Annotated in this window: 15 protein-coding genes and 1 tRNA gene; 6 read left to right on the top strand and 10 right to left on the bottom strand. The window is 72.8% G+C overall.

Translation table 11 applies throughout. From position 1 onward, the window contains the following. On the bottom strand, nt 1-236 hold a 236-nt coding region (locus JNK84_RS02855; protein ID WP_293420333.1), incomplete at its 3' end, for a hypothetical protein. Here JNK84_RS02855 and JNK84_RS02850 point away from each other — a divergent pair. Then, nucleotides 226-14358: a type I secretion C-terminal target domain-containing protein gene (locus JNK84_RS02850; protein WP_293420331.1), complete on the top strand. Its 14133-nt coding sequence runs from the start codon at nt 226-228 to the stop codon at nt 14356-14358. The genes JNK84_RS02855 and JNK84_RS02850 overlap by 11 nt on opposite strands. A gap of 6 nt (nt 14359-14364) precedes the next feature. Here JNK84_RS02850 and JNK84_RS02845 read toward each other — a convergent pair whose 3' ends face one another. Beyond that, nucleotides 14365-14778 (bottom strand): EVE domain-containing protein, encoded by a 414-nt coding sequence (locus tag JNK84_RS02845; RefSeq protein WP_293420329.1) that lies wholly within the window; start codon nt 14776-14778, stop codon nt 14365-14367. After that, nucleotides 14775-15779: an NAD(P)H-dependent glycerol-3-phosphate dehydrogenase gene (locus JNK84_RS02840; protein WP_293420327.1), complete on the bottom strand. Its 1005-nt coding sequence runs from the start codon at nt 15777-15779 to the stop codon at nt 14775-14777. Before JNK84_RS02840 ends, JNK84_RS02845 begins: the two co-directional genes overlap by 4 nt. A 41-nt stretch (nt 15780-15820) precedes the next feature. Here JNK84_RS02840 and JNK84_RS02835 point away from each other — a divergent pair, with 41 nt between their 5' ends. Further along, nucleotides 15821-16822: an SDR family NAD(P)-dependent oxidoreductase gene (locus JNK84_RS02835; protein ID WP_293420325.1), complete on the top strand. Its 1002-nt coding sequence runs from the start codon at nt 15821-15823 to the stop codon at nt 16820-16822. Between the two features lie 17 nt (nt 16823-16839). On the opposite strand, the gene tsaD is transcribed toward JNK84_RS02835, so the two are convergent. Both tsaD and JNK84_RS02825 read right to left on the bottom strand, forming a co-directional pair. Next, nucleotides 16840-17916 (bottom strand): tRNA (adenosine(37)-N6)-threonylcarbamoyltransferase complex transferase subunit TsaD, encoded by a 1077-nt coding sequence (gene tsaD / locus JNK84_RS02830; protein WP_293420363.1) that lies wholly within the window; start codon nt 17914-17916, stop codon nt 16840-16842. A 66-nt stretch (nt 17917-17982) separates the two neighbouring features. Then, nucleotides 17983-18285, bottom strand: a complete 303-nt coding sequence (locus JNK84_RS02825) for a hypothetical protein (protein ID WP_293420323.1) — start codon at nt 18283-18285, stop codon at nt 17983-17985. A gap of 200 nt (nt 18286-18485) precedes the next feature. Here JNK84_RS02825 and JNK84_RS02820 point away from each other — a divergent pair, with 200 nt between their 5' ends. Continuing rightward, nucleotides 18486-19004 (top strand): MarR family winged helix-turn-helix transcriptional regulator, encoded by a 519-nt coding sequence (locus tag JNK84_RS02820; RefSeq protein WP_293420321.1) that lies wholly within the window; start codon nt 18486-18488, stop codon nt 19002-19004. 26 nt (nt 19005-19030) lie between these two features. On the opposite strand, the gene JNK84_RS02815 is transcribed toward JNK84_RS02820, so the two are convergent. Continuing rightward, complete coding sequence (locus JNK84_RS02815; RefSeq protein ID WP_293420319.1) at nt 19031-19360, bottom strand: DHCW motif cupin fold protein; 330 nt, start codon at nt 19358-19360, stop codon at nt 19031-19033. A 17-nt stretch (nt 19361-19377) separates the two neighbouring features. Further along, nucleotides 19378-20757 (bottom strand): formimidoylglutamate deiminase, encoded by a 1380-nt coding sequence (locus JNK84_RS02810; protein ID WP_293420317.1) that lies wholly within the window; start codon nt 20755-20757, stop codon nt 19378-19380. A gap of 150 nt (nt 20758-20907) precedes the next feature. Between JNK84_RS02810 and hutI the strand changes: the two genes are divergently transcribed. Beyond that, nucleotides 20908-22137, top strand: coding sequence for an imidazolonepropionase (gene hutI, locus JNK84_RS02805; protein ID WP_293420315.1), 1230 nt, complete (start codon nt 20908-20910; stop codon nt 22135-22137). After that, nucleotides 22134-22934: an N-formylglutamate deformylase gene (gene hutG / locus JNK84_RS02800; protein ID WP_293420313.1), complete on the top strand. Its 801-nt coding sequence runs from the start codon at nt 22134-22136 to the stop codon at nt 22932-22934. Before hutI ends, hutG begins: the two co-directional genes overlap by 4 nt. Here the strand turns inward: hutG and JNK84_RS02795 are convergent. Continuing rightward, nucleotides 22928-23437: an adenine phosphoribosyltransferase gene (locus JNK84_RS02795; protein ID WP_293420311.1), complete on the bottom strand. Its 510-nt coding sequence runs from the start codon at nt 23435-23437 to the stop codon at nt 22928-22930. The two genes, hutG and JNK84_RS02795, sit on opposite strands and share 7 nt — an antisense overlap. A gap of 38 nt (nt 23438-23475) precedes the next feature. On the opposite strand from JNK84_RS02795, the gene JNK84_RS02790 reads away from it, so the two are divergent. Continuing rightward, nucleotides 23476-24750 carry a DUF2336 domain-containing protein gene (locus tag JNK84_RS02790; RefSeq protein WP_293420309.1) on the top strand — a complete coding sequence of 425 codons (1275 nt, stop codon included), beginning with the start codon at nt 23476-23478 and terminating at the stop codon, nt 24748-24750. A gap of 141 nt (nt 24751-24891) precedes the next feature. Here JNK84_RS02790 and JNK84_RS02785 read toward each other — a convergent pair. Beyond that, a tRNA-Pro gene (locus JNK84_RS02785) sits at nt 24892-24968 on the bottom strand. A 257-nt stretch (nt 24969-25225) separates the two neighbouring features. Beyond that, nucleotides 25226-26251 (bottom strand): polyprenyl synthetase family protein, encoded by a 1026-nt coding sequence (locus JNK84_RS02780; RefSeq protein ID WP_293420307.1) that lies wholly within the window; start codon nt 26249-26251, stop codon nt 25226-25228.

Raw genomic sequence — 26251 nt, 5'->3', positions numbered from 1 at the left:
AGCGGCGGCGAGCCGAACGCGGCGAACAACACCGCGACCGACGTCGAGACTCTGGTCGTCACCATCGTGCCGGCCGACGAGATCCCGTCGATCGTGACGACACCGGCGACGGCGGCGGAGGATCTGGATGGCGCGCCGGCCGGCGGCGTTCCACTCGTCGCGACGCTGACGCCCGGCGCGAGCGCGATCGCAAGCTGGGTCATCGTCTCCGGCATCCCGGCGGGGATGACGTTCAATCTCGGCACGCCGGCGGGCGCCGGCGCGATCCGCGTCGAGAGCGCCGACCTCGCGGCGCTGCGCGTGACGTCGCTGCCGGCCGACAGCGACGTCGACGTGACGCTGACGCTGACGCCGCAGTCCGACGGCCCCTTCGGCACCTTGACCGGGATCGCCCGGCCGCTCGCCGTCACCGTCGACGCGGTCGCCGATTCGCCGGTCCTGACCGTGGCACCGGCCGCGGGCGCCGAGCACACCGCGATTGCGCTGACCATCGGCGCGGCATTCGGCGACACGCTGGACGGCTCGGAGACTCACACGATCGAGATCGCGGGCGTCCCGACCGGCGCGACGTTGTCGGCAGGCCGCAGCCTGGGCGGCGGCACCTGGTCGTTGACTCCGGCGCAGCTCACGGGCCTGACGCTGACTCCGCCGACCGGCTTGACCGGGACGCTCGATCTCGTGGTGACGGCGCGCGCGGTCGAGACGACGACCAGCGGCGGCGAGCCGAACGCGGCGAACAATACGGCGGTCGACGTCGAGACGTTGACGGTCACGGTGCTGGCGCGGACCGAGGTGCCGGTAGTCGTCACGACGCCGGCGACGGTCACCGAGGATTTCGCAATGGACGCGGGCGGCGACAAGCCGCTCTCGGTGGTGCTGGTCCCCGCAACGGATGCGACGACGAGCTGGGTGATCATCTCGGGGATCGCCGATGGAGTCCGTTTCAATGCCGGCACGCCGGCCGGTCCAGGGGCCATCCGCGTCGAGAGTGCCGATCTGCCCGGCTTACGCCTGATCGGATTGCCCCTGGACAGCGACGTCGACCTGCCGCTGGTCGTGACGCCGTTCTCGGCGACTCCCCGCGGCGTCATCACCGGAACGGCGCAGGCGCTGACGGTCGTCGTCGATGCCGTCGCCGACCATCCGTTCTTCGACTACTCGTCGCTCGTGACGGCGATCGAGGACACGCCGACCCCCGTCGGCATCATCCCGAGGTTCCACGACGCGACCGACGGGTCCGAGGTCCATACGCTCGCCATCGGCAGCCTGCCGCCGGGCTTCACCTTCTCGGCCGGCACCCGGAGCGGCGATCTCTGGATCTTCTCGGCGACCGACCTGATCGGGCTCACCTTCCGGGCGCCGACCGGCTTCATCGGCGAAGTGCATCCTTACATCGTCGGCAACTCGGTCGAGACGCACTTCAGTGGCGTCGAGCCGTTCACCGGCAACAACGCGGTGAACTGGACCTGGTTCTTCAGCATCAAGGTCGTCGTATCGCCCGAGCGGCCGGTCCTTTCGGTGCCGGTGGAGCGGCATCTCAGCGAAGATCTCGCGTACATGCCGGGCGGTGCTGCGCTCGACGCGAGCATGACTCCCGGCGCGACGGCGACCTCGAGCTGGGTGATCATCTCGGGCATCCCCGCGGGGGTCGTTTTCAGCGCGGGCACGCCGGCCGGTGCGGGCGCGATCCGGGTCGAGAGCGCCGACCTCGCGACGCTACGGATCGTGACGCTGCCCCTCGACAGCGACGCCGACCTCCGCCTGACCTACACACCGTTCTCCAGCGGGCCGGCCGGCACGTATTCCGGCACTGCCGTGACCCAGAACGTCTGGGTCGACGCGGTCGCGGACCGTCCGACGCTTTCGGTCGAGCCGGCCAGCGGATTCACGGATCGGCCGATCGCGCTGGCGATCACGGCGGGGTTCGGCGACACGCGCGACGGATCGGAGGAGCGCTTCTTCTACATCGGCGGTGTGCCGGCGGGGGCGAAGCTGTCGGCAGGCAGGGATGTGGGGGGCGGGTTCTGGTACCTGACGACGGCGGAGATCGCTGGCCTGACCATCACGCCGCCGCCGGGATTCGCTGGCGAATTCACGATCCGCGTCGAGGCGAACAGCGTCGAGAGCCGCTTCACCGGCTTCGAGTACCGGTTCGGCGACAATCACGAACGCATCGAGGTCCCCCTGACCGTCACGGTCGCGGCCCCCGATTTGCCCAGCGTTGTCACCTCCCCGGCGACGGCGCCCGAGGATCTCGTCGGCGCACCGGGCGGCGTGCCGCTCGTCGCGACGTTGACGCCGGGCGTGCCCGCGGCGTCGAGCTGGGTCGTCATCTCGGGCATCCCGCCGGGTGCCGGGTTCAACCACGGAACCGCGGCCGGACCCGGCGCGATCCGCGTGGAGAGCGCCGACCTCCCGGCGCTGCGCCTGACCGCATTGCCGGCCGACAGCGATGCCGACGTGACGCTGACGGTCACGCCGTTCTCGAGCGGCCCGGCCGGCACGCTGACCGGCACGGCGCAGACGCTCGTCGTCGCGGTCGACGCCGTCGCGGATCTCGCCTCGCTGGTCGTGGCGCCGGCCACCGGCGCCGAGGACAGCGCGATCGCGCTCGGCATCACCGCGGTCTTCGGCGACACGCGCGACGGTTCCGAGACCCACACGATCGAGATCGCCGGCGTGCCGGCGGGTGCGCTGCTCTCGGCGGGGACGTTCCTCGGCGGCGGAGTCTGGTCGCTCACGCCCGCGCAGCTCGCGGGCCTCGTCATGCTTCCGCCGCCGGATTTCTTCGGCAGCATCGCATTGACGGTGACCGCTCGCGCGGTCGAGTCCCTCACGAGCGGCGCGGAGCCCGTGCTCACCAACAACGAGGCGGTCGTCGTCCGCCCGATGACGGTGACCGTCACGCCGGCGCCGTCGATCCCTTTGCTCGACGTCACGCCGGTGTCGGTCCGTGAGGATCTCGGCGGCGCAGCGCCGGCCGGAGTCCCGCTCGCCGCATCGCTGACCCCGGGCGAGCACGCGGCCGCGAGCTGGGTCGTGATCTCCGGCATCCCGGCCGGCGTGACGTTCAATGTCGGCGCCCCGGTCGCGGCAGGGGCGATCCGCGTCGAGAGCGCCGATCTCGCGGCGCTGCGCCTGACCGGCCTGCCTGCGGACAGCGACGCCGATGTGTCGCTGACATTCACCCCGTTCTCGGCCGGACCGGGCGGCACCTTCGCCGGCGCGGCGCGCGCGCTGGTGATCACCGTCGACGCGGTCGCCGACGCGGTCGACGTCGCGGTCGCGCCGGCATCGGGCGTGGATGGCCGGCCGATCGCGCTCGAGATCACGGCGACGTTCGGCGACGTGCTCGACGGATCCGAGACCCATCGGATCACGGTGTCGGGCCTGCCACCCGGCGCGACGATGTCGGCCGGAACGAATCTCGGCAGCGGTGCCTGGGAGCTGACGCCGGCGCAGCTCGCCGGGCTGTCGCTCACAGTGCCGACCGGAACGACCGGGACGTTCCCGTTGCGCGTCGCCGTCGAGGCCGAGGAGACGCGGTTCAGCGGCTTCGAGCCCGATCGCGGCAACAACCGCGTCGTGGAGACCGCGACGTTGCCGCTCACTGTGACGCCGTTCCTCGAGGTGCCCAGCCTCACGACGTCGCCCGCCTCGGTCTTCGAGGACCTCGCCGATGCGCCCGTCGGCGGTGCGCCGCTGACGGCGACGCTGACGCCGGGGCTGAGCGCGACCTCGAGCTGGGTGATCGTCTCCGGCATCCCGGCGGGCGCCGCCTTCAATGTCGGCACGCCCGCGGGCGCGGGCTCGATCCGCGTCGAGGCGGCGGATCTCGCTGCGCTGCGCCTGACCGCGCTGCCTGCCGACAGCGACGTCGACATCGTGCTGACGCTGACGCCGTTCTCGACCGGGCCGGTCGGGACCTTCGCCGGCACGGCTCAGCTGCTGCCGATCGGGGTCGACGCCGTCGCCGACATGCCCGTGCTCGACCTCGTTCCAGCCACGGGCCTCCAGGACACGCCGATCGCGTTGAACATCGGCGCCGTGTTCGGCGATCTGGTCGACGGATCGGAGAGCCACTCGATCGCGATCACGGTACCGCCCGGCGTGTCGTTGTCCGCGGGCACCGATCTCGGCGGGCGCTGGCTGCTGACGCCCGGCCAGCTATCCGGCCTGACCCTGACGCCGCCGCCGGGCTTCGTCGGATCCATCGCGATCTCGGTCGAGGCGCTCGCCCTCGAGGCGCGCACGAGCGGCGACGAGCCGGTCGCGGCGAACAACGAGGCACGCGCCGTCGACACGCTGGTGGTCGAGGTCGTTCCGAGGATCGAGCCGCCCACGATCACGACTGCGCCGGCGACCGCGGCCGAGGATCTGGTCGGGGCGCCGGTGGGCGGCGTGCCGCTGGTGGCGACCCTCACGCCCGGCACTTTCGCCGTGTCGAACTGGGCAATCATTTCCGGGATCCCGGCCGGCGTGACGTTCAATGTCGGCACGCCGGTCGGACCCGAGGCGATCCGCGTCGAGAGCGCGGACCTCCCGTCGCTGCGTCTCACGGGATTGCCGCCGGACAGCGACGTCGATGTGACGCTGACCGTCACGCCGGTCGCGAGCGGGCCGTCTGGTGATATCGCGGGCGCGTCTCAGGCGCTCGTGATCACGGTCGACGCCGTGGCGGACACGCCGACGCTCGCCGTCGGCCCGTCGGGAGGTCCCGAGGACACGCCCATTGCGCTCGATATCGCCGCGGTGTTCGGCGACGAGTTCGACGGCTCCGAGACCCATTCGATCACGATCACCGGCGTCCCCGACGGGGCCGGGCTCACCCGAGGAATATCGCTGGGCGGGGGCGCCTGGTCGGTGCTGCCGATCGAGCTCGTCGGCCTGCACCTGATTCCGGCGCCCGAATTCTCGGGCGGTATCACCCTTGGCATCACCGCGCACGCCGCCGAGACGGCAACAAGCGGCGGCGAACCGAATCCCGCCGACAACACCGCGACCGCGACCGCGTCGCTGGTCGTCAGCGTGGCGCCGGTATCCGACGAGCCGTTCGCAGCCGTGAGCGACGCGCTGGCCTACGAGGATCTCGCGGGCCAGCCGACGGGCGTGCCACTGACGGTCGCGGTGGTGGTCGCACCCGGCGAGACGGGCTGGGTGGTCATCTCCGGCATTCCGGCGGGTGTGACCTTCAATGTCGGAATCCCGGCGGGTCCCGGCGCCATCCGCGTCGACAGCGGCGACCTGCCCGCGCTGCGGCTGATGTCGCTGCCGCCGGACAGCGACGCCGACGTCCTTCTCTCCGTGCAGCCGTTCGCGCAGGACGGCGCTGCGCCGCCGACCGCGGGACCGCCGATGCCGCTGACGGTGATCGTCGACGCGGTCGCGGACGCGCCGGCTCTCGGCTTGGCGCCGGTCGTTGGCGCCGCCGGGACGCCGATCGCCCTCGGCATCGGCGCGACCTTCGGCGACACCCTCGACGGGTCCGAGGAGCACACGCTCATCATCGATGGCCTGCCCGCGGGGATGTCGCTGTCCGCCGGGGTCGATCTCGGCGGCGGACGATGGCTCCTGCAGGCGGACCAGGTGCCCGGGGTGACGCTGACGCCGCCGATCGGGACCACCGGCCGCCTGACGCTCGGCGTCACGGCCATCGCGGAGGAGACGCGACCCGTCGACTTCGAGACGGACATCCTGAACAACACGGCGTCGGTGTCCGCGCCGCTGACCGTCACCGTGCTGCCGGCCGACGAGGCCCCGGCGATCGCGACGACGCCCGCTTCGGCGGCGGAGGACCTGGCCGGCGCGGCCGCCGGTGGCGTGGCGCTGTCGGCGACGCTGACGCCGGGGGCGAGCGCGACGTCGAGCTGGGTGATCGTGTCCGGGATCCCGGCGGGCGTGAGCTTCAACGTCGGCACGCCGGCGGGCGCGGGCTCGATCCGCGTCGAATCTGCCGACCTCGCGAGCCTACGCCTCACCGGTCTGCCGGCGGACAGCGACGCGGACGTGACGCTGACGCTGACGCCGTTCTCGGCGGGCCCTGCGGGCACGGTCTCCGGCATCGCGCAGCCGCTGATGGTGACGGTCGACGCGGTCGCCGACACGCCGACGCTGAGCACGACGCCGGCGAGCGGTGCGGAGGACACGGCGATCGCGCTGGCGATCACGGCGGGCTTCGGCGATACGCTGGACGGCTCGGAGACTCACAGCGTCACGATCACGGGCGTGCCGAGCGGCGCGCTGCTGTCGGCGGGCACGGATCTGGGCGGCGGCACGTGGTCGCTGACTCCCGCGCAGCTCGCGGGTCTGACGCTGACGCCGCCGCCGGACTTCACCGGCGCGATCACGCTGGGCGTCGCGGCGCGCGCCGTCGAGACGACCACGAGCGGCGGCGAGCCGGACCTCGCGAACAACGAGGCGACGGCGAGCGCGACGCTCGTGGTCGACGTGACGCCGGTTTCGGACGTCCCGAGCGTCGCGCCGCTCGATGCGCAGGCCTTCGAGGATCTGACCGGTCAGCCCGGCGGCGTGCCTCTCGTCGTCAACCTTGTTGGCCCGCCGGGCGATCGCGCCTGGGTGGTGATCGCCGGCGTGCCGGCGGGCGTCACGCTCGCGACTGCGGGCGGTCCGCTGCTGCCGGTCGGCGGGACCGTCACGGTCGATGCATCGGATCTGCCGGGGCTCAGCCTCGCGGGACTGCCGCACGACAGGGACGCCGACTTCGTGCTGACGGTGACGCCGTTCGCGCAGCCCGGCACGCTCGCGCCGATCGCCGGCACGGCCGCGGCGCTGACGATCACCGTCGATGCCGTCGCCGACGCGCCGATCCTCGATGTCGCGCCGGCGGCCGGGACCGAGGATGCGCCGGTGGCGCTCGCGATCTCGGCGGTCCCTCGCGACGTCGATGGCTCGGAAGCGATCACGACGATCAGCCTCGGCGGCGTTCCGGTCGGCGCCATCCTCGCCGTCGGCGGCGTCCCTCTCGTCCCCAGCGCGATCAGCGGGGACTTCGCGACCTATGACCTGACGCCCGCGCAACTTGCGGGCCTCACCTTCCAGGGGCCGCCGGATGTCAGCGGCGAGGTGACGCTGACGGTCGGCGCGACGGCGGCCGAGACGCCGAGCGACGGCGAGTCGACCCTTGCCAACAATACGGCGGTGCAGACCGCGACGCTGGTCGTGACGCTCGCGCCGGTGACCGACGCGCCGAGTGTCGCGCCCGTGGATGCGATCGCGTTCGAGGATCTGGCCGGGCAGCCGGCCGGTGTGCCGCTCGTGATCGGCCTGTCGCTCGCGCCGGGCGAGGCGGGCGGCATCGTCGTCAGCGGAATCCCGGCGGGCGTCACGCTGTCGACGACCGGCGGGCCCGTGATGCCGTCGGGCGGCAGTGCCACCGTGGCCGCTGCCGAGGTCGCGAGCCTGCGGGTGAGCGGATTGCCCGCGAACGCCGATGCCGATTTCGTCCTGACCATCACGCCGTTCGCGCAGGACGGCGCGGGGCCCATGGTGTTCGGCGCCGCGCGGACGCTCGCTGTCACCGTCGATGCGGTCGCGGACACGCCGAGCCTCGTGGCGCTGCCGGCGAGCGGAGTCGAGGACACGCCGATCGCCTTGTCGATCTCGGCCGCGCTGGCGGATCTCGACGGCTCGGAAACGCTCGGCGCGGTGACGTTGAGTGGCGTGCCGAGCGGCGCGACGCTGCTTTCGGGCACCACGGTTCTGGCGCCGCTCGTGCCGGGCCTCTACGAGATCGAGCCCGGCGCATTGTCCGGCCTGACGCTCGTGCCGCCGGCGGGATTCAACGGCACGATCACCCTGGGGCTCGCGGTCGCCGCGACGGAAACGACGACCAGCGGCGGCGAGCCCGTGGTCGCCAACAACATCGCGACGGCGACGGCGAGCCTGGTCGTGAGCGTGGCCCCGGTGTCCGACGTGCCGACGCTGGCGCCGATCGCGGCGGCGAGCGGCTTCGAGGACCTGGCGGGCGGCCCGATCGCGGCGCCGATCCTGGTGACCGCGGGCGCGCCGGGCGAGACGGCCTTCGTGATCATCTCCGGCATTCCCGCCGGCGTGACGTTGAACGCGGGGACGCCGACGACGCTGGTGCCCGGCGGCGTGCTGCTGACCGCCGGCGAGGCGGCCTCGTTGCGCATCGTCGGCCTGCCCGCGAACAGCGACGTCGACTTCACGCTGACCGCCACGCCGGTGTCGGTGGACGGCGCCGCGACCCCGACGCTGGGCGCCTCGCGCACGCTCATCGTCACGATCGACGCGGTCGCCGACATCCCGGTGCTCGCCGCGCGCGCCGCCGGCGCCGCGGAGGACACGCCTGTCGCGCTGACCGTATCGGCGGCGGTCGCGGACCCGTCGGAGATCCTCGGCGCGGTGCGCATCACGGGCGTGCCGGCGGGCGCGACGCTCTCGGCAGGCACGAATCTCGGCGGCGGGATCTGGGAGGTGGCGGCGAGCGCACTGCCCGGCCTGACGCTGACGCCGCCGGCCGACTTCAACGGGACGATCGCGCTCGGGATCTCGGTCGCGAGCACCGAGGTGCCGAGCGACGTCGAACTCACGACGGCGAACAACGTCGCGGGCGCGAGCGCGTCGCTCGTGCTGTCGATCGCGCCGGTTTCCGACACGCCCGACCTGGTCGTGCCGGCGCTGGTGCAGGTGAAGGAGGATCTCGGCGCGGGGCCGATCGCGATCACGCCGCCCGGACCGGGCCCGGCCGCGGTGCCGATCCTCGTGACGCCTGGCGCACCGGGCGAGTCCGCCTTCGTCGACGTCAGCGGCGTTCCCGCGGGCGTCGTGTTCAACGTCGCCGGCACGGCCGTCGCGCCCGGCGTGGTGCGCTACACCGCGGCGCAGGCGGCGGCGCTGTCGATCACCGCATTGCCGGCGAACAGCGACCGCGACTTCGCGCTGACGGTCACGCCGCTTTCGATCGACGGGCCGGCCGCGCCGGCCTTCGGCGCGGCGAAGACGATCACCGTCGCGGTCGATGCCGTCGCCGACGTGCCGACGCTGTCGCGCGCCGACAACACCGGCAACGAGGACAGCTTCATCCCGATCCGCGTGACGCGCGCGCTCGTCGACACCGACGGGTCCGAGACGCTCGATGCGATGCGCCTCACCGGGGTGCCGAGCGGTGCCGTGCTGGCCTTTGTCGGGCCCGGGCCGAGCATCGTCACGCTGGCGCCGACCTCGTCGAGCGGCGGCTTCGACACCTACGACCTGACCGGGGTGCAGGCGGCCAGCGTGCGCATCCTGCCGCCGCACGACTTCAACGGCGCGCTCGTGCTGGGCACCACGCTGACGGTACGCGAGAGCGCGACCGGGGGTCTCGAGTTCCAGACGGGCGACAACGTCGCCTCCGCCGTCGGCTCGGTCACGATCACCGTGCGGCCGGTGTCCGACGTCCCGGGGCTGGCGCTGAGCACGACCGCCGTCGACCTGCGCGAGGATCTCGGCGTCGATCGCCCGGGCGGGCCGCTCGTCGCGGACGGCGGCCGCGCCATCGGCATGACCGTGACCCCGGGTGCCCCCGGCGAGACCGCCTTCGTCGTCCTGAGCGGCGTCCCGGCGGGGCTGTCGTTCAACCATGCCGGTGTCGCGAGCGCGCTCGTGCCGGGTGGGCTGCGCTTCACCGCGGCGCAAGCTCTTTCGCTGTCGATCACGGCGCTGCCGGCCGACAGCGACGGCGACGTGCGACTGACGGTGACGCCGTTCTCGCAGGATGGGACCGCCGCGGCGCGCCCGGGTACGGCGGCGACGATCGCGCTCACCATCGATGCGGTCGTCGACACGCCGACCCTCGGCTTCACCGTTGCCGGGGCCGAGGATGGCCTGATCCCGCTTGCGCTGACGACGGCGCTGGGCGACACGGACGGCTCGGAGATCATCACGAACGCGACGATCGGTGGGCTGCCGGCGGGCTATGCGCTGGTCGCGGTGGCTGGCTCGACGACGACGGCGCTGACGCCGACCGCGGGCGTCTACACGATCGGCGCGGCGACGATCGGCCAGCTGCGCGTGATCGCGCCGCACGACAGCCACGACACGGTGACGCTGTCGGTGTCGATCGACGTGCGCGAGCAGGCCCTGCCGCCGGCGGGCGAGATCTTCGTCGGCGACAACACGACGACGGCGAGCGGCTCGATCGTTCTGTCGGTCACGCCGGTGTCGGATCCGCCGACCCTCGTCGCGCCGACGCTCGTCGTCGGCAAGGAGGACCTCGGGATCGCGGGTCCCGGCGCGGGCGATCCGGGCACGACCGGCGGCTTCGCGACCGATGGCGCGCCGTCCGGCACGCTGGCGATCCCGATCGCCGTGACGCCCGGTGCGCCCGACGAAGTCGCCTCGGTGCGGATCGCCGGCATCCCGGCCGGGCTCGGGTTCAACGCCGGAACGATCGGCGCCGACGGCACCCTCACGCTGACCCCGGCCGAGGCGGCGAGCCTGCGCATCACCGCGCTCCCGGCCGATCGCGCCGGCGACATCGTGCTCACGGTGATCGGCGTGTCGCAGGATTCCGGCGGCGTGCCGCCGGCAACCGTGTCGCAAACCCTCACCGTGCGCCTGGACGCGACCGCCGATGTGCCCTCGCTCGCCGTCGCACCGATCGCGGTCGTCGAGGATGCCGTGGTCGCCGGCGGGACGCAGCGCGTCGCGCTCGGCATCGCCGCGGCGCTCGGCGACGTCGACGGCTCCGAGGCGCTGAGCCTCGAGATCACCGGCGTGCCCGACGGCTTCGCGCTGAGCGCCGGCAGCTTCGACTCCTCGACCGGCGTGTGGACGGTGCCGCAGGCGGCGATCGCGGGACTGACGCTGGTCGCACCGCATCACGCGCATGGCGCCTTCACGCTCGGCGTCACCGCCGTCGCCGCCGAGGGCGCGGCCGGGCCTTCCGAGCCGGATCCCGCGGACAATCGCGCCACGCGCTTCGCGAGCCTGCCGGTCTCGATCGCGCCGGTCGCCGACGTTCCCGTGCTGCTGGTCGGTGGCAAGGCCAAGGGCTTCGAGGATTCGTTCATTCCGTTGTCGGTCCACGCGGCGCTCGTCGATGCGGACGGCTCCGAGGCGCTGCGTGTGCGGTTGACGGACATTCCCACGGGCGCGGTGCTGCGCAGCGGCGCGACCACACTCGTGCCCGTCGCGTCCGGGCCGGGCGGCGACATCTACGAACTGGCGCCGGGCGCGCTGACGGCGCTGGCGATCCGGCCGCCGGCGGATTCCAATGTCGACTTCACGATCGGCGTCACGGCGATCGCGAGCGAGACGAGCGCATCGAGCGCGGCCGAGGCATCGGCTGCGATCACCGTCGACGTCGTCGGCGTGGCCGATCCCGGCGCGCTGGTCAGCGGCGGGTCGACGCCGGAGTCGGCCGCGGACGTGGCGTCTGGCCGCGTGCCGCTCAACCTGGTCGCGGGCATCGTCGACGGCGACGCCGCGGCCGGGCGAACCGCTTCCGAAAGCGTCACGGCGATCGTGATCGCCGGGCTTCCTGCGGGCTTCGCCCTGAGCCGCGGCCTGGTGACCGCCATCGGGCCCGGCGGCACGACGACATGGACGCTGCGCAAGCTCGCGGGCGGCGGTAGCGAGTGGGATGCCGTCGACCTGATCGGGTGGCCGGCGCATCGCGCCGCGACGCTCGACCTGCGCGCCACGGTCGTGACCACCGAGAACGACGGCGACACCGAGGCCACCGGCTTCGCGACCTTCCCCGTCGTGGTTGCGCCGGTCGTCGACGACTTCGCGCCCGGCGGCGGCGCCTCCGGGCTCGAGGATACGGCGATCGCGTTGACCTTCGCGCCCGGGCTCGTCGATGCGGACGGCTCGGAGCGGATCGCGGGCGCGGTCACGCTCGGCCAGGTGCCGGCGGATGCGGTGCTGCGCGCCGACGGCGTGGCATTGACGCCGAGCGCGATCGACGGCGGTCTCGCGACCTATGTCGTCGCGCCGGCGGCGCTCGCGAGCCTGACGCTGCAGGCCCGCCACGACTCGAATGTCGATTTCACGCTGTCGGCGACGATGACGATCGCGGAGTTCGACGCCGGCGGCGCGCCGATCCCCGGCCAGAGTCGGACCGAGAGCTTCACGCTGCCCGTCGCCGTCGTCGGTGTCGCCGACATTCCCATGCCGCTCGCCGGTGACGCGAACGGCCCGGCCGGGACGGCGATCGATCTCGCGCTCGGCGGCACGCTGGCCGACACCGACGGTTCGGAGCGGCTGTACGTCGTCGTCTCAGGCATTCCGGCCGGGATGGGGCTGCGGCTCGCCGCGACGGCGTCGCCCGGCGACCATCTGCTCAATCTCGGCGGCGGGCGCTGGCTCGCCGACGCGGGCGCGCTCGACGACCTGCAGCTGCGCACGCGCAGCGATTTCGGCGGCGGCGGTACGACCGTCGTGCCGCTCACGCTCACGGCGATCGCGCAGGAGGACGACGGCGTGCGCGATCGCGCCGCGGCGAACCTGGAATTCAACGTCACGATCACGCCGGCCGGCGGCGGAGGGGGCGGCGGCGGTGTCAACGACGCCACCGACCTGCCTGGACCGACGCCGACGATCGCGATCGCTGCCGGCCTCGGCGGCGACGAGGATGCCGGCGCGCTTCTCGGCGTGTCGCTGCCGGGACTGCCGGCGGGTGCCGCCGCGACGTTGATCGTTCGGCGCGACAGCCTGCCGCCCGGAAGCGAGCTCGCGTCCGGCACCCCCGACGGCATCTTCATCGATCCGGCGACGGGCGACTGGATCGTCGTCGACGAGCCCGGCGTGCTCGCCTCGCTCGAGATCCGGCCGCCCGCGAATTTCGCCGGTATGATCGAGCCGGACGTCGCGGCGATCGTCACCTATGCGGACGGCCGCGTCGGATCGGCCGCCGCGCCGGTGCCGATCGCGATCCGCCCGATCGCCGATGCCGCCGCGATCGCGACCGGCGGGGCGGGGGCCGAGGATACGCTCATCAAGCTCGATCTCGCGGCGACGCCGACGGACACCGACGGCTCCGAGACGATCTCGTCGCTTCGCATCTCGGGCCTGACGCCGGGTGCCGTGCTCACCGACGCCGCCGGCGTGGCGCTGCCGCAGACGGCAGGCGTCTACACGATCGACGATCCGTCGAGCGTCCATGTCCGGCCGCCTGAACATCTGCACGGCGCGGTGACCTACAGCGTCGAGGCGACGGTCGTGGACAGCGTCGCGGGCCTGCCGGTCGACACCGTCGTCACGACCATCGCCGGCAGCGTCGCCGTCGCCGCCGTCGCGGATGCCGCGCCGATCGACGGTCCGGCGGTGCTCTCGGGCATCGAGCACAGCGGCGCGGCGCTCGGCGGCATCGGTCGCGTCACGGTCACGCCGATCGACACCGACGGCTCCGAGCTGCTGTCGGTGGTCGTGCATGTGCTCACCGCGCCCGCCGGCATTCTGCCGACCGATGTGCGCCTGTCGGCCGGCGTCGACAACGGCGACGGCAGCTGGACGCTGACCCGCGACGAGTTCGCCGGCGCGAGCCTGCTGCTGCCCGACAACGTGGCCGGGGACGTCGCGATCCGCGTGGTGGCGAACTCGTTCGAGCTCTCCAACGGCAGCACGGCCGCGACGCAGCGGGACTTCGCCGTCGCCATCCAGGCGGCCGCGGATGCGCCGCTGCTCACGGTCGCCGCCGCGAGCGGCCCGGAGGACCAGCCCATCGGGCTCGCGATCGATGCCGGCCTCGTCGACCTCGACGGCTCGGAGACGCTGACGCTGACCATCGAGAACCTGCCTGCGGGCGCCTCGCTGTCCGCGGGCACGGACAACGGCGACGGGTCGTGGTCGCTGACGCCGGCGCAGCTCGCGGGCCTCAGCTTCACCGCCCCGGCCGACGAGTTCGGCAGTTACGAACTGACGGTCGTCGCGACCGCGACCGAGCTGGGTGGCGGCGCGCCGGCCAGCGCCAGCACGACCGCGGCCCTGTCGGTCACCGTGACCGACGTCGTCGACAGCTTCGTCGGCGGCGCGGGGGCGGACACGCTGACCGGCACGGCAGGCCGCGACGTCATCGAGGGCAGGGGCGGCGCCGATCGGCTCGCCGGCGGCGCGGGCGACGACCGCTTCGTGTTCGGGGCCGACGCGCTGGATGCCGCCGACGTCATCGAGGATTTCGCGGCCGGCGACACGCTGGCGCTCGACACGCTGCTGCAGTCGCTGGGCGGTGCGCCGGCGGAAGGCGGGGACTATGTCCGCTTCGTGCAGAGCGGGATCAATGTCGAGCTGCGCGTCGACCAGAACGGCGCAGGCGCCGGCGACACCAACACGCTGCTGGCGACGATCCAGGACCAGACCGCCGCGCAGGTTCGCGCGCAGACCGATTTCGGCTGACGGGCGTCAGGCGGGGATGCCGGCCATCCGGCACAGCAGCTTCCACTCGGCTGCGCCGACCGGACTCACCGAGAGCCGCGATTGACGCAGGAAGACGAGCTCGGCGAGCTTCGGCTCGGCCTTCATCTGCGCGAGCGTGACCGGCGTCTTGACGGCAGCGAGGGGCGCCACGTCGACCATCACGAAGCGACCGGTCGGATCCGTCGGATCGGGATAGGCGGTGCGGGCGATCGTCATCACGCCCACGATCTCCTTGCCGATGTTCGAGTGGTAGAAGAATGCGCGGTCGCCGACCTTCATGGCCTTCAGGTTGATCGCGGCCTGGTGATTGCGCACGCCGTCCCAATGGCCGCGCCCGTCGGCGACGAGCTTCGACCAGGGATAGACGTCCGGCTCGGACTTCATCAGCCAGTACTTCATGGCGCGTCGGATTCCTCCTTGAGGGGGCGGGCGAGAAGCGCGGCGACGGCGTCGTCGATCCGCGCCTCGCCGCGCAGGATGGCGTTCACCGCGACGACGATCGGCATGTCGATGGCGCGCTCGGCCGCCAGCGCGGCGATCGCCGCGGCGGCCTCGACGCCCTCGACGACGCTGCGGCGTCCGGCGAGCAGGGCGGCGAGGGGCTCGCCGCGGCCCAGCGCGAGGCCGAGCGAGTGGTTGCGCGACTGCGGCGAACTGCAGGTCAACGCGAGGTCGCCGAGACCGGACAAGCCCATCAGCGTTTCGCGCCGCGCGCCGAGCGCGGCGCCGAGGCGGGCCATCTCCGCGAGGCCGCGCGTGAGCACCGCGGCGCGGGCGCTCTCGCCGAGACCGCGGCCGATGACGAGGCCGCATGCGATCGCGATCACGTTCTTGACCGCGCCGCCGATCTGCACGCCGACGAGGTCGTCGCTGGAGTAGATGCGCAGGCTCGGCGTGGCGAGGCGGCCCGCGAGGTCGCGGGCCCGCGCGCCGTCGACGCAGGCCAGCGTGACGGCGGTCGGAAGGCCGCGCGCGACGTCCGCCGCGAAGCTCGGGCCGCTGAGGACCGCGATCGTGGCGGACGGCAGGATCGCCGCGAGCGCGTCGGCGAGGAGGCGATGCGTGACCGGCTCGAGCCCCTTGGCCGCGAGCACGAGCGGACGCGTGCCGATCGCGGTCAGCCGTCGGGCGAGCGCCGCGACGTGGGCCGATGGAACGGCGAGGATGACGAGGCTGCTGGACTCCAATGTCGCCTCGAGGTCGCTCGAGACCGCGAGCCGCGGATCGAGCGCGATGCCGGGCAGGCAGGGCCGGTTCTCGCGCGCGGCGACGACGGACTCGACTACGTCGGCGCGCCGCGCCCAGAGCCGCGTCGGCCGCCCGGCGGCGGCATTCACCTGGGCGAGCGCGGTGCCCCAGGCGCCGGCGCCGATCACCGCGATTCCATCCCGCTTCGTCATCGCATGATTGTCCCGGCGCGCGTCGTCACGACGCAAGCGGCTTGCTGGCCATCGTCGCGGACGCGTGGTCAACTCCGTTCATGGCGGAGCTTGTGCTGGTGCTCGGGGCGGGGGGCGGCTTCGGCGGTGCGATCGCGGCGGAACTCGCGCGCGCAGGCATCCCCGTCCGCGCCTTCGTGCGACGCGCCGAGCAGGCGGCCGCGCTGGCCGACAGTCCCGGGGTCGAGATCGTCGAGGGCGATGCGCAGGACCGCTCGCGCCTGGCGCAATGCGCCGAGGGCGTCGCGACGATCGTGCACGCGATCAACTATCCCTATCCGCAATGGGATCCGGCGATGCGCGAGGTCAGCGCCAAGATCATCGCGACCGCGCGCGACGCCGGCGCCCGCCTCGTCTTTCCGGGGAACGTCTACGGATTCTCGCCCGAAGCGGGGCGCGCGCTGCCCGAGGACGCCCCGCAGGAGCCGGCGACGCGCAAGGGCCGCCTGCGTGCCGAGATCGAGTTCATGATCCAGCGTGGCACCGACGACGGCCGCATGGCCGCGCTGATCGTGCGCAGCGGCGATTTCTACGGCCCGACGGTGCGCAACGGCCTCGTCGACCGCGTGTTCGGCCGCGCGGCGCAGGGTCGCGCGATCCAGGCGCTCGGCCGGCTGACGATGCCGCACCAATGGGCCTATGTGCCGGACGTCGCGCGCCTCGCGGTGGCGCTGCTGCGCGTACCGCAGCGGCTGCGTCCGTTCGAGGTCGTGCACGTGGCGGGACATGTCGTGATGCGCCAGCTCGACTTCCTGCGCGAAGTCGCGGCGGCCGCCGGCAGGCCGAATCTTCCGATCCGAACCATGCCCTGGTGGCTGGTGCGGCTGGGCGCGCTGATCGATCCGATGGCCCGCGAGCTGCTCGAGCTCGCCTATCTCTTCGACGAGGCGATCATCCTCGACGACCCCAATCGGCGTCGGCTGCTGCCGGAGTTCCAGCCGACGCCGCTGGCGACCGCGATCGCGGTCACTCTCGGCAGCTACCGCCGGCCCGGCGGCGCCTGACGGCCTCGGCGCCGGTTCTAGGCGACGCGTGGATCGAGCGGCCAGCGCGGCCGCGCGGCGACATCGAGCCGGTCCACATGACCGGCGCGGAAATGTTCGAGTCCCGCCCACGCGATCATCGCGGCGTTGTCGGTGCACAGTGCCGGCGGCGGAGCGGCGAGAGCCAGGCCGTGTGCCGCGGCGAGCTCGGTCAGGCGCCGGCGGATCAACTGGTTGGCGGCGACCCCGCCGGCCACGACGAGGGCGGTCGGGCGCAGGCCGCGCTCGTCCGCCATTGCCAGGGCGTGGCGCGTGCGGTCCACGAGGACGGCGGCGACCGCGGCCTGGAAAGCCGCGGAGATGTCGGCGACGTCCCGGGCCGTCGCATCGGAGCCGAGCCGTTCGACGAGTTGCCGCACGGCGGTCTTCAGCCCCGAGAAGGAGAAGTCGCAGCCTGGGCGGCCGACGAGGGGCTGTGGCAGCGCGAAGCGGCGCGGGTCGCCCGTCACGGCGCTGCGCTCGAGGGCGGGGCCGCCGGGGTAGCCGAGGCCGAGCAGCTTGGCGGTCTTGTCGAAGGCTTCGCCGGCCGCGTCGTCGATCGTGCCGCCGAGTCGGTGATAGGTCCCGAGCCCCTCGACGACCAGCAGCTGGCAGTGTCCGCCGGAGACGAGGAGAAGGAGGTAGGGATAGGCAACGCCCGGCGCGAGGCGGGCCGACAGCGCATGCCCCTCAAGGTGGTTGACCGCGATGAAGGGAAGTCCCGCCGCCAGCGCGATCGCCTTGCCGGTCATCGCGCCGACGATCAGGCCGCCGATCAGTCCCGGTCCCACGGTCGCCGCCACCGCGTCCAGGTCGTTGAGAGATAGCGACGCTTGTTCAAGTGCTTGTGTCACGATCCTGTCGATGTGATCGAGGTGGGCACGGGCCGCGATTTCGGGCACGACGCCGCCATGGACCGCGTGAAGCGCGGTCTGGGAAAGGATCACGTTGCTGAGGATCGAGCGATCGGCGGCGACGACGGCGGCCGCGGTCTCGTCGCAGCTCGTCTCGATGCCGAGGACGAAGGGACGCTGCGGCGGTGCGGGATGTCGGGGAGGAGACTGAGGAGGAGCCATCGCGGGAGGCCGCGCTCCTACCACGGTCACCCCGGTCGGGAAACGTCGTGTGCGCGGCCGCCCGTCTCACGGGCGGTCGACGAGACGAACGATCACGGCGCGGCCGGTGTCGAGTCGGCAGGTGAACGCGAAGCGCGTCGCGGGGCCGTGGCCGTCATCTTGCTCGGCGACCCCGCGATAGCTGTGCGGCCGCGCCGGCGTCGCCGCGGCCTCGACGATCGTGAATGCCGTGGGGTCGGCCCCCTCGGCCCGAGCGAGAGCGATCCGGCAGGCTTCGAGGGCCCCGGGCTCGTTGGGCGCCGGCGCCAGGTATCCGGCGCCGGAGGCGGCGACGGAGGCGGCCAAGACCGCCTTGATCACGGTGTTCATGCGGCACCTCCCGGCAACGACGGCAACAGGGATACAGCGTCCCGGTCACCAGGGATGTGACGGCGCTAACTCGGCGTGGCGCCGCGTTGCTCCGTAGGCAGCCAAATCCCTGGTTGTGGTGCGGGAATGCCGGCGATAGCCTCCGCGCGCAATCGACATCGCGGGCGCGCCGTCAGGGCGCCGCGGGCAGGAGGCGAGGAATGCTTGATCCGAAACCAGCCGAGCGCGGTCCCGCGGCGGCGATGCCCGCGAAGCTGCAGCGGCCGGAAGGGGCGGACCTGATCACGCCAGCGGTGCGCGCCCTCGCGGAGCTCGTCGAGCAGGTCAATCGGATCGTCTACGGTCTGGGCTTCTCGGGCGGCGTCAATCCCGCCCAATGGGCCGCGCTGCGCTATTTCTCGCGCGCGCCGGAGGGTCGCCGCACCGTCGGCGGTCTCGCCGAATACCAGTGCGTCACAGCGCCGACGGCGTCGGAGACGGTGTCGGCACTCGTGCGCAAGGGCTATGTCGAGCGCCGGCCGTCGCTCACCGACAAGCGCAGCCACACGCTGATCCTGACGGCCGAAGGCCAGGCGCTGCTGCGCATGGACCCGCAGGCCGAGGTCGCCGTCGCGCTCAAGGCCCTGACCGACGACCAGCGCCTGGGTCTCGCCGAGGCGCTCGACGTGCTGCAGCGCCAGCTTCTCGCGCGTCGTCAGCTTCGCCGCAACCACGCCTGAGGGCGCGGGGGCGCGGCGCGCCCGCTTCAGTCGACGATGAACAGGGTCGCGCCCTCTGCGGTCCAGGAGCGATGCGGCTCGGCACCGTCCGCGACCTGGTAGCTCTGGCCGGGCGTGAGCGTGACCTTGCGGCCATCCGCGAGCTCGGTGTTCAGCTCGCCCTTCAGCACCAGCAGGATGTGGCCCTTCTTGCACCAATGGTCGGCGCGATAGCCCGGGCTGTAGTCCACCATGCGGACCCGGATGCCGGCGAAGTTGCGCGTGCGCCATGTCGCGGCGCCGGTCTCGCCGGGATGATGGGTCGGCAGCACCGACGCCCAGTCGGTGGTGCCGAAGGGAATGTCGCGCATCTCCATCTCGATCGCTCCTCGTTTCAATCCGATTGCATCAGCCGGGCGACCGCGCGCCCGAAGTCGGCGCGCGCCTGCGCCTCGTGGACGTGACGGCCCTCGCGCACGAGCCAATGGCCGCCGACCATGACGTCGCGCACGGGCGTGTCGTTGCCGGCGAAGATCCAGGCGTCGAGCAGCGCGTCGTCGTCGCGGCCCAGCAGCACGGGATGATCGGCGTCGAGCACGACGAGATCGGCGCGGTGCCCGGGGGCGAGCGCGCCGATGGGCCTCGCGCAGGCTCGCGCGCCGCCGGCCAGCGCCGCCCGATAGAGCGCGGCCCCGGTCGACGCGCCGGGCGTCGGCGCGAAGAGGTTGCGCGCGCGCCGCGTCAGGCGCTGGCCGTATTCGAGCCAGCGCAGCTCCTCGACCGGGCTGACGGAGACGTTGGAATCCGACCCGATGCCGAGCACGCCGCCGGCGGCGACATAGGGCCCGAGCGCGAAGAGCCCGTCGCCGAGATTGCCTTCGGTGGTCGGGCAGATTCCGGCGACGGCGCCGCTCGCCGCCAGGCGTCCGGTCTCGAGCGTGTCCATGTGGGTGGCGTGCACCGCGCACCACCGCCCGTCGATCGCGGCGTTGTCGAGCAGCCAGGCGACCGGCCGCGCGCCCGACCAGGCGAGGCATTGCTCGACCTCGCGCAGCTGCTCGGCGACGTGGATGTGGATCGGCGCGCGCGGATCGAGACGCGTGACGTGGTCGACGGCGCGGCGCAGCGCCTCCGGCGCGACGGCGCGCAGCGAGTGCGGCGCGATGCCGATGCGGATCTGACGGTCGCCGCGATGCCTCCGCAGCAGCGTCTCGACGAGGCGTGCGTAGCGGTCGTCGTCGAGCAGGAAGCGCCGCTGCGCGGGAAGCGGGGCCGCACCGCCGAATCCCCCGGACTGGTAGAGCACGGGAAGCAGCGTCAATCCGATCCCGCTTGCGCCGGCGGCGGCGCAGATCGCATCGCAGAGCGCGGTCGGTTCCTCGTAGGCGCCGCCGTCGCGATCGTTGTGCAGGTAATGGAACTCGGCGACCGCCGTGTAGCCGTGACGGAGAAGCTCGACATAGACCTGCGCCGCGATCGCCTCGACCTCGACGGGGCCGAGCCGATCGAGGAAGCGGTACATCAGGTCGCGCCAGCTCCAGAAGCTGTCGCCGGCAGGGCCGGCGCGCTCCGTCAGGCCGGCCATCGCGCGCTGGAAGGCATGGCTGTGGAGATCGGGCATACCCGGGACGACGATGCCGGCGACGCGCATGCCGTCGCCGGCCTCGACGCCGGGCGCGATCGCGACGATGTCGCCGTGCGCGTCGATGTCGATGCGCACGTCGCGCGCCCAGCCGTCGGGCAGCAGCGCGCGCGGGGCGTGGAGGCGGGGCATCGACGAAGCTCCGGCATTGGGGTTAGGTAGCCGCGACACTCTTGCCCGGCCCCGATGCGGCGGCGCAAGCCGAATTGCGCCGCGACCGCGCGACGCGCCGACGAGACGCCGGCTCCACGTGAAGACACGACGACGGGATGGGATGACGCGATGGCCGAACGCTGGGACACGCTCTGGACGAATCTTCGCCTCGCCACCATGGTCGCCGACGGGCGGCCCTATGGTGCGATCGAGGACGGCGCGATCGCGATCCGCGACGGGCGGATCGCCTGGATCGGGCCGCGCGCGGAGCTGCCGGCGAACGACGCGCGCGCGCGCCACGACGGCGGCGGCCGCTGGGCGACGCCGGGCCTGATCGACTGCCACACGCATCTCGTGTTCGGCGGCGATCGCGCCCATGAGTTCGAGCTGCGGCTCGGCGGCGCCACCTACGAGGAGATCTCCCGCGCCGGCGGCGGCATCCGCTCGACCGTCGCCGCCACGCGCGCGGCCGGCCCCGAGACGCTGCGCGCGGCGGCGCTGCCGCGGCTCGCGGCGCTGGCGCGCGAGGGCGTGACGACCGTCGAGGTCAAGTCCGGCTACGGGCTCGACGTCGAGACCGAGGTTAAGCAGCTGCGCGTCGCGCGCTCGCTGGGCGTGCCCGGCGGATCGCGGATCGTGACGACCTTCCTGGGCGCCCATGCCTTGCCGCCGGAGTTCGCCGGGCGGCAGACTGCCTTCATCGATCTCGTGGCGGGGCCGATGCTCGACGCGGTCGCCCGCGAAGGGCTTGCCGATGCGGTCGACGTCTTCGCCGACCGCATCGGATTCACGAACGAGGAGACCGGTAGGGTCTTCGCGGCCGCGCACGACAAGGGCATCGCCGTGAAGCTGCATGCCGACCAGCTTACCGACCAGGACGGTGCGGCCTTCGCCGCCCGCCACGGCGCGCTCTCGGCCGATCACCTCGAATACGCGAACGAGGCCGGAATCGCGGCGATGGCGCGCGCCGGCACCGTTGGCGTGCTGCTGCCCGGCGCCTTCTACTTCCTGCGCGAGAAGCAGCTGCCGCCCGTCGAGGCCTTCCGCCGCGCCGGCACGCGCATCGCGCTGGCGACCGACGCCAATCCCGGGTCGTCGCCGGCGCTGTCGCTGCTTCTCATGCTGAACATGGGCGCAACACTGTTCCGCCTCACGCCGGAGGAGGCGCTGTCCGGCGTGACACGCCACGCGGCGGCGGCGCTGGGCCTCGGCGGCGAGATCGGCACGCTCGAGACCGGCAAGGCGGCCGACATCGCGATCTGGGACATCGAGCGGCCTGCCGAGCTGACCTACTGGATCGCGCGCAATCCCCTGCACCTGGCGCTGCGCGCCGGCCGACCGCTGGAGCTGCCCCGATGACCGACGTCTTCGCCCTCGTGCGCGGCTCCGCGCCGCTGGTGGTCAGCGCACCGCATGTCGGCATCTACATTCCGCCCGAACTCGGCGCGGCGATGACGCCGGAGGCGGTCACGGTGCCGGACACCGACTGGCACATCGACCGGCTCTACGCCTTCGCGCTCGGCCTCGGCGCGTCGATGATCGTCGCCACGCATTCGCGCTTCGTCGTCGATCTCAATCGCGATCCCGGCGGCCGTGCGCTCTATCCCGGCGCCAGCAATACCGAGCTCTGCCCGCTCGGCACCTTCGCGAGCGGGCCGGTCTACCGGACCGGCGGCGAGCCCGATCCCGCCGCGGTCGAGCGGCGCGTCGACCGGTACTGGCGGCCTTATCACGAGGCGCTGGCCGCCGAGCTCGAGCGCGTCCGGCAGGCGCACGGCGTCGCGGTGCTGTGGGATGCGCATTCGATCGTCTCGCGCGCGCCGCGGTTCTTCGAGGGCGTGCTGCCGGACTTCAATCTCGGCACGGCCGACGGCGCGAGCTGCGATGCCGGCCTCGCGACGCGCGTCGAGGGGATCCTGCGCGGCGCGCCATCGTTCACGACCGTCCACAACGGCCGCTTCAAGGGCGGCTACATCACGCGCCGCTACGGCCGCCCCGCGGAGCGCGTCCATGCGTTGCAGCTCGAGATGGCGCAGTCGGCCTACATGACCGAGGGGCCACCCTTCGCCTGGAACGCGACGAAGGCGGCGGCCGTGCAGCCGGTGCTCGAGCGCTGCCTGGACGCCTGCCTCGACTGGGCGCGCCGCGCTCAGTAGGCGAGCAGGGCGTCGAACGGCACGTCGAGGCGCTTTCGGCCGTCGAGGAAGGTGAGCTCGAGGATGCAGGCGGCGCCGCGGACCTCGGCGCCCGCCTTGCGCAGCAGCGAGATCGCCGCCGCGAGCGTGCCGCCGGTCGCGAGCACGTCGTCGAGCACGACGACCCGCTGGCCCGGCGTCACGGCGTCGTCCTGGATCTCGATCGTGTCGGTGCCGTATTCGAGCTGATAGGTGTGCGGGACGGTCTTGCCCGGCAGCTTGCCGCGCTTGCGCACCATCACGAAGCCGCAGCCCAGGGCGAGGGCGAGCGGCGCCGTCACCAGGAATCCGCGGGATTCGATGCCGGCGAGAAGGTCCGGCTTGTGCGGACGGATCCGCTCGGCGAGCTGGTCGACGCAGCTGCGCCACGCTCCTGCGTCGCCGAGCAGAGGGGAGATGTCGCGGAACAGGATTCCGGGCTTTGGAAAGTCGGGGACGTCCCGGATGAAAGGCTTGAGATCCATGCGACGACTCGCGGGCGCTAGAGGGCGGCGGGGCGCGGATGCTAGTGGCGGGGCGCCCGCGCGGCAATTTCCTCGCGCGCCGGGTCGCCATCGCCGGGTGCGGCAACGACGCCGGGCATCGCGCCCCGCCGCTTAACGAAGGGTTAGCCAGCCTGGGGCTAGTTTCGAACCATTCCTCGAACCACGAGGCCTATGGAATGAGCCAGCCCCTGAGTCTCCAGGACGTCGAGCGACTCCTGTCCGACGGATCCCCGCATGCGCGTGCGGCGACGGCCGCCAAGGTCGCCACGCTCGTGGATCTGCCGAGCCTGGGGGCGCAACAGCGGCGCGAGCTCGAGCTGGTGCTGAACCTTTTCGCGCGCGACGCCGAGATCATGGTGCGCGCCGCCCTCGCCGAGCAGCTCAAGTCGAGCCCCCGGCTGCCCGTCGAGCTCGCCGCGCGCCTGGCGCGCGACGCGGTCGAGGTCGCGCTGCCGATCCTCAGCTACTCCGACGTGCTGACCGACGAACTGCTGGTCGAGATCGTCGCCGCCGGCGACGGCGGCAAGCAGCTTGCGATCGCAGGACGCGGCGCCGTGTCGGCCGAGGTCAGCGAGGCGCTGATCGAGAAGGGCCAGGAGGCCGCGGTCGCGCGGCTCGCCAGCAACGACGGCGCGCAGATCGACGAGGGCGGATTCGAGCGCATGCTCGAGCGCTTCGCCAGCTCGACGACGGTCGCGACCGGCCTCGCCAATCGCAAGCAGCTGCCGCCGACCATCGCCGAGAAGGTCATCGCGCGGGTCTCCGATCGCTTGAGCGCCGACCTCGTCGCGCGCCACGCGCTGCCCGAGCGGATCGCCGACCAGCTGGTCGACCAGGCCCGAGAAAAGGCGACCGCCGGCTATGCCGCGATGGTGGGCGAGGCCGAGGCCTCGCGCGCGCTCGCCCGTCAGATGCATCAGAACGGCAAGCTGACCTCGACGATCATCCTGCGCTCGCTGTGCATGGGCGACCTCCCGTTCTTCGAAGCCTCGATGTCGATCAAGGCCGGCATCCCGCTGGCAAGCACGCAGACGCTGATCCACGACGTCGGCGGGCGCGGCATCAAGGCGATCGCCGAGCGCGCTCAGCTGCCGGGCGCCTTCCTGCCGGCGGTGCGCGCGGCGGTAAGCGCCATCCTCGAGACCGACTACGACGGCATGCCCGGCGATCGCGTGCGCTTCATGAAGCGCGTCATCGAGCGCGTGCTGACGCAGGTCGAGGAGGTCGGCGCCGAGACTCTCGACTACCTGCTGGCCAAGTTGGCCGAGCCGGAGACCGTGAACGCGGCCTGAGCTGCGGCCGGCGCCCTGCGCCGTTCGACACGACGACGGCTCGTTCGCGTTTCGGCTGTCGGATCGGGGCGTCGGGCTCTCGGGAGCGCCGTGCCGGCGCTCGCGTCGCCGCGGCACGCCGTCGTCGGGGCGACGGCGAAATGGTCGGAGTGAGAGGATTCGAACCTCCGGCCCCTTGGTCCCGAACCAAGTGCTCTACCAGGCTGAGCTACACTCCGGCCGTCGAGCCTCGGACCGGACGGCCCGAAGCTCGGGGGCGGGCTTATAGCCCCGGGCGGCGGGTGGGGCAAGCCGTCCGCGCGGGGCTGCCCGCAAGGAGTAGGGCGGATCCGACACGGCGTGGCACGGGGCGGGGCGCTGGGAATGCCCCGCGGCCTCGATGACGGGGGCGGAAGGAGGCGCCCGCTCGGAGCGATGAACGCGGCGGGCCGTGCGCCCGCCGTCGATCGCGCGGACGGACGCGCCGTCCCGGGCCTCAATGCGCCCGGTGGATCGCGAAATCGATCAGCTCGATCAGGGCGCGCTTGATCGGATGGTCCGGAAAGATGCCGAGCGCGTCGCGGGCGATGGCGCCGTAGTGGCGCGCGCGCTCGACCGTGTCGCGCAGCGCGCCGTGGCGCGTCATCAGCTCGATCGCGTGGGCGAGGTCGCCGTCCTTCTGGTCGAGATCCTCGAGCGTGCGCCGCCAGAACTGGCGCTCCTCCTCGCCGCCGCGCAGGAAGGAGAGCACGACCGGCAGCGTGATCTTGCCGTCGCGGAAGTCGTCGCCGACCGACTTGCCCATCTTCTCCGCGGTCGAGGTGTAGTCGATGACGTCGTCGACGAGCTGGAAGGCGATGCCGAGATTGAGGCCGTAGCTCTCCAGCGCCTCCTCCTCGGCCTTGGGACGCGCGGCGACGACGGCGCCGACGCGGGCCGCGGCCGCGAAGAGCACCGCGGTCTTGGCCTTGATGACCTCGAGATAGGCGTTCTCGGTGGTCTCGGTGTCGTTGGCGGTGGTGAGCTGCAGCACTTCGCCCTCGGCGATCACCGCCGAGGCGTTGGCGAGGATGCGCAGGACGTCGAGCGAGCCGTCCTCGACCATCACCTGGAAGGCGCGGCTGAACAGGAAGTCGCCGACCAGCACCGAGGCCTTGTTTCCCCACACGGCGTTGGCAGTGGCGAGACCGCGGCGCAGGTCGGACTCGTCCACCACGTCGTCGTGCAGCAGGGTCGCGGTGTGGATGAACTCGACGCAGGCCGCGAGGCTGACGTGACGCTCGCCGTTGGCGTAGCCGCAGAGCCGGGCGGCGGCGAGGGTGAGCATCGGGCGCATGCGCTTGCCGCCCGCCGCGATGATGTGGCCGGCGAGCTGCGGGATCAGCGCCACCGGGCTGTGCATCCGGCGGATGATGACCTCGTTCACGCGCTTCAGATCGTCGCCGACGAGCGCCGTGAGTGGCGCCAGCGACGGTGCGCGCGAACGCTCCCGCCCGTCTTCGAGGTTGACGACGACTGCCAC

It is taken from the genome of Phreatobacter sp., assembly GCF_016793595.1.
In the GTDB taxonomy this organism is placed as follows: Bacteria; Pseudomonadota; Alphaproteobacteria; order Rhizobiales; family Phreatobacteraceae; genus Phreatobacter.
This window is presented reverse-complemented; position numbering and strand designations above follow the sequence as displayed.

Bases quoted from the DNA above. Each gene is read 5' to 3' on its own strand.
- JNK84_RS02850 (WP_293420331.1), top strand. From the start codon at position 226: ATGACGTTCAATCTCGGCACGCCGGCGGGCGCCGGCGCGATCCGCGTC.
- JNK84_RS02845 (WP_293420329.1), bottom strand. From the start codon at position 14,778: ATGAAGTACTGGCTGATGAAGTCCGAGCCGGACGTCTATCCCTGGTCG.
- JNK84_RS02840 (WP_293420327.1), bottom strand. From the start codon at position 15,779: ATGACGAAGCGGGATGGAATCGCGGTGATCGGCGCCGGCGCCTGGGGC.
- tsaD (WP_293420363.1), bottom strand. From the start codon at position 17,916: ATGGCTCCTCCTCAGTCTCCTCCCCGACATCCCGCACCGCCGCAGCGT.
- JNK84_RS02825 (WP_293420323.1), bottom strand. From the start codon at position 18,285: ATGAACACCGTGATCAAGGCGGTCTTGGCCGCCTCCGTCGCCGCCTCC.
- JNK84_RS02820 (WP_293420321.1), top strand. From the start codon at position 18,486: ATGCTTGATCCGAAACCAGCCGAGCGCGGTCCCGCGGCGGCGATGCCC.
- JNK84_RS02815 (WP_293420319.1), bottom strand. From the start codon at position 19,360: ATGGAGATGCGCGACATTCCCTTCGGCACCACCGACTGGGCGTCGGTG.
- JNK84_RS02810 (WP_293420317.1), bottom strand. From the start codon at position 20,757: ATGCCCCGCCTCCACGCCCCGCGCGCGCTGCTGCCCGACGGCTGGGCG.
- hutI (WP_293420315.1), top strand. From the start codon at position 20,908: ATGGCCGAACGCTGGGACACGCTCTGGACGAATCTTCGCCTCGCCACC.
- hutG (WP_293420313.1), top strand. From the start codon at position 22,134: ATGACCGACGTCTTCGCCCTCGTGCGCGGCTCCGCGCCGCTGGTGGTC.
- JNK84_RS02795 (WP_293420311.1), bottom strand. From the start codon at position 23,437: ATGGATCTCAAGCCTTTCATCCGGGACGTCCCCGACTTTCCAAAGCCC.
- JNK84_RS02790 (WP_293420309.1), top strand. From the start codon at position 23,476: ATGCTAGTGGCGGGGCGCCCGCGCGGCAATTTCCTCGCGCGCCGGGTC.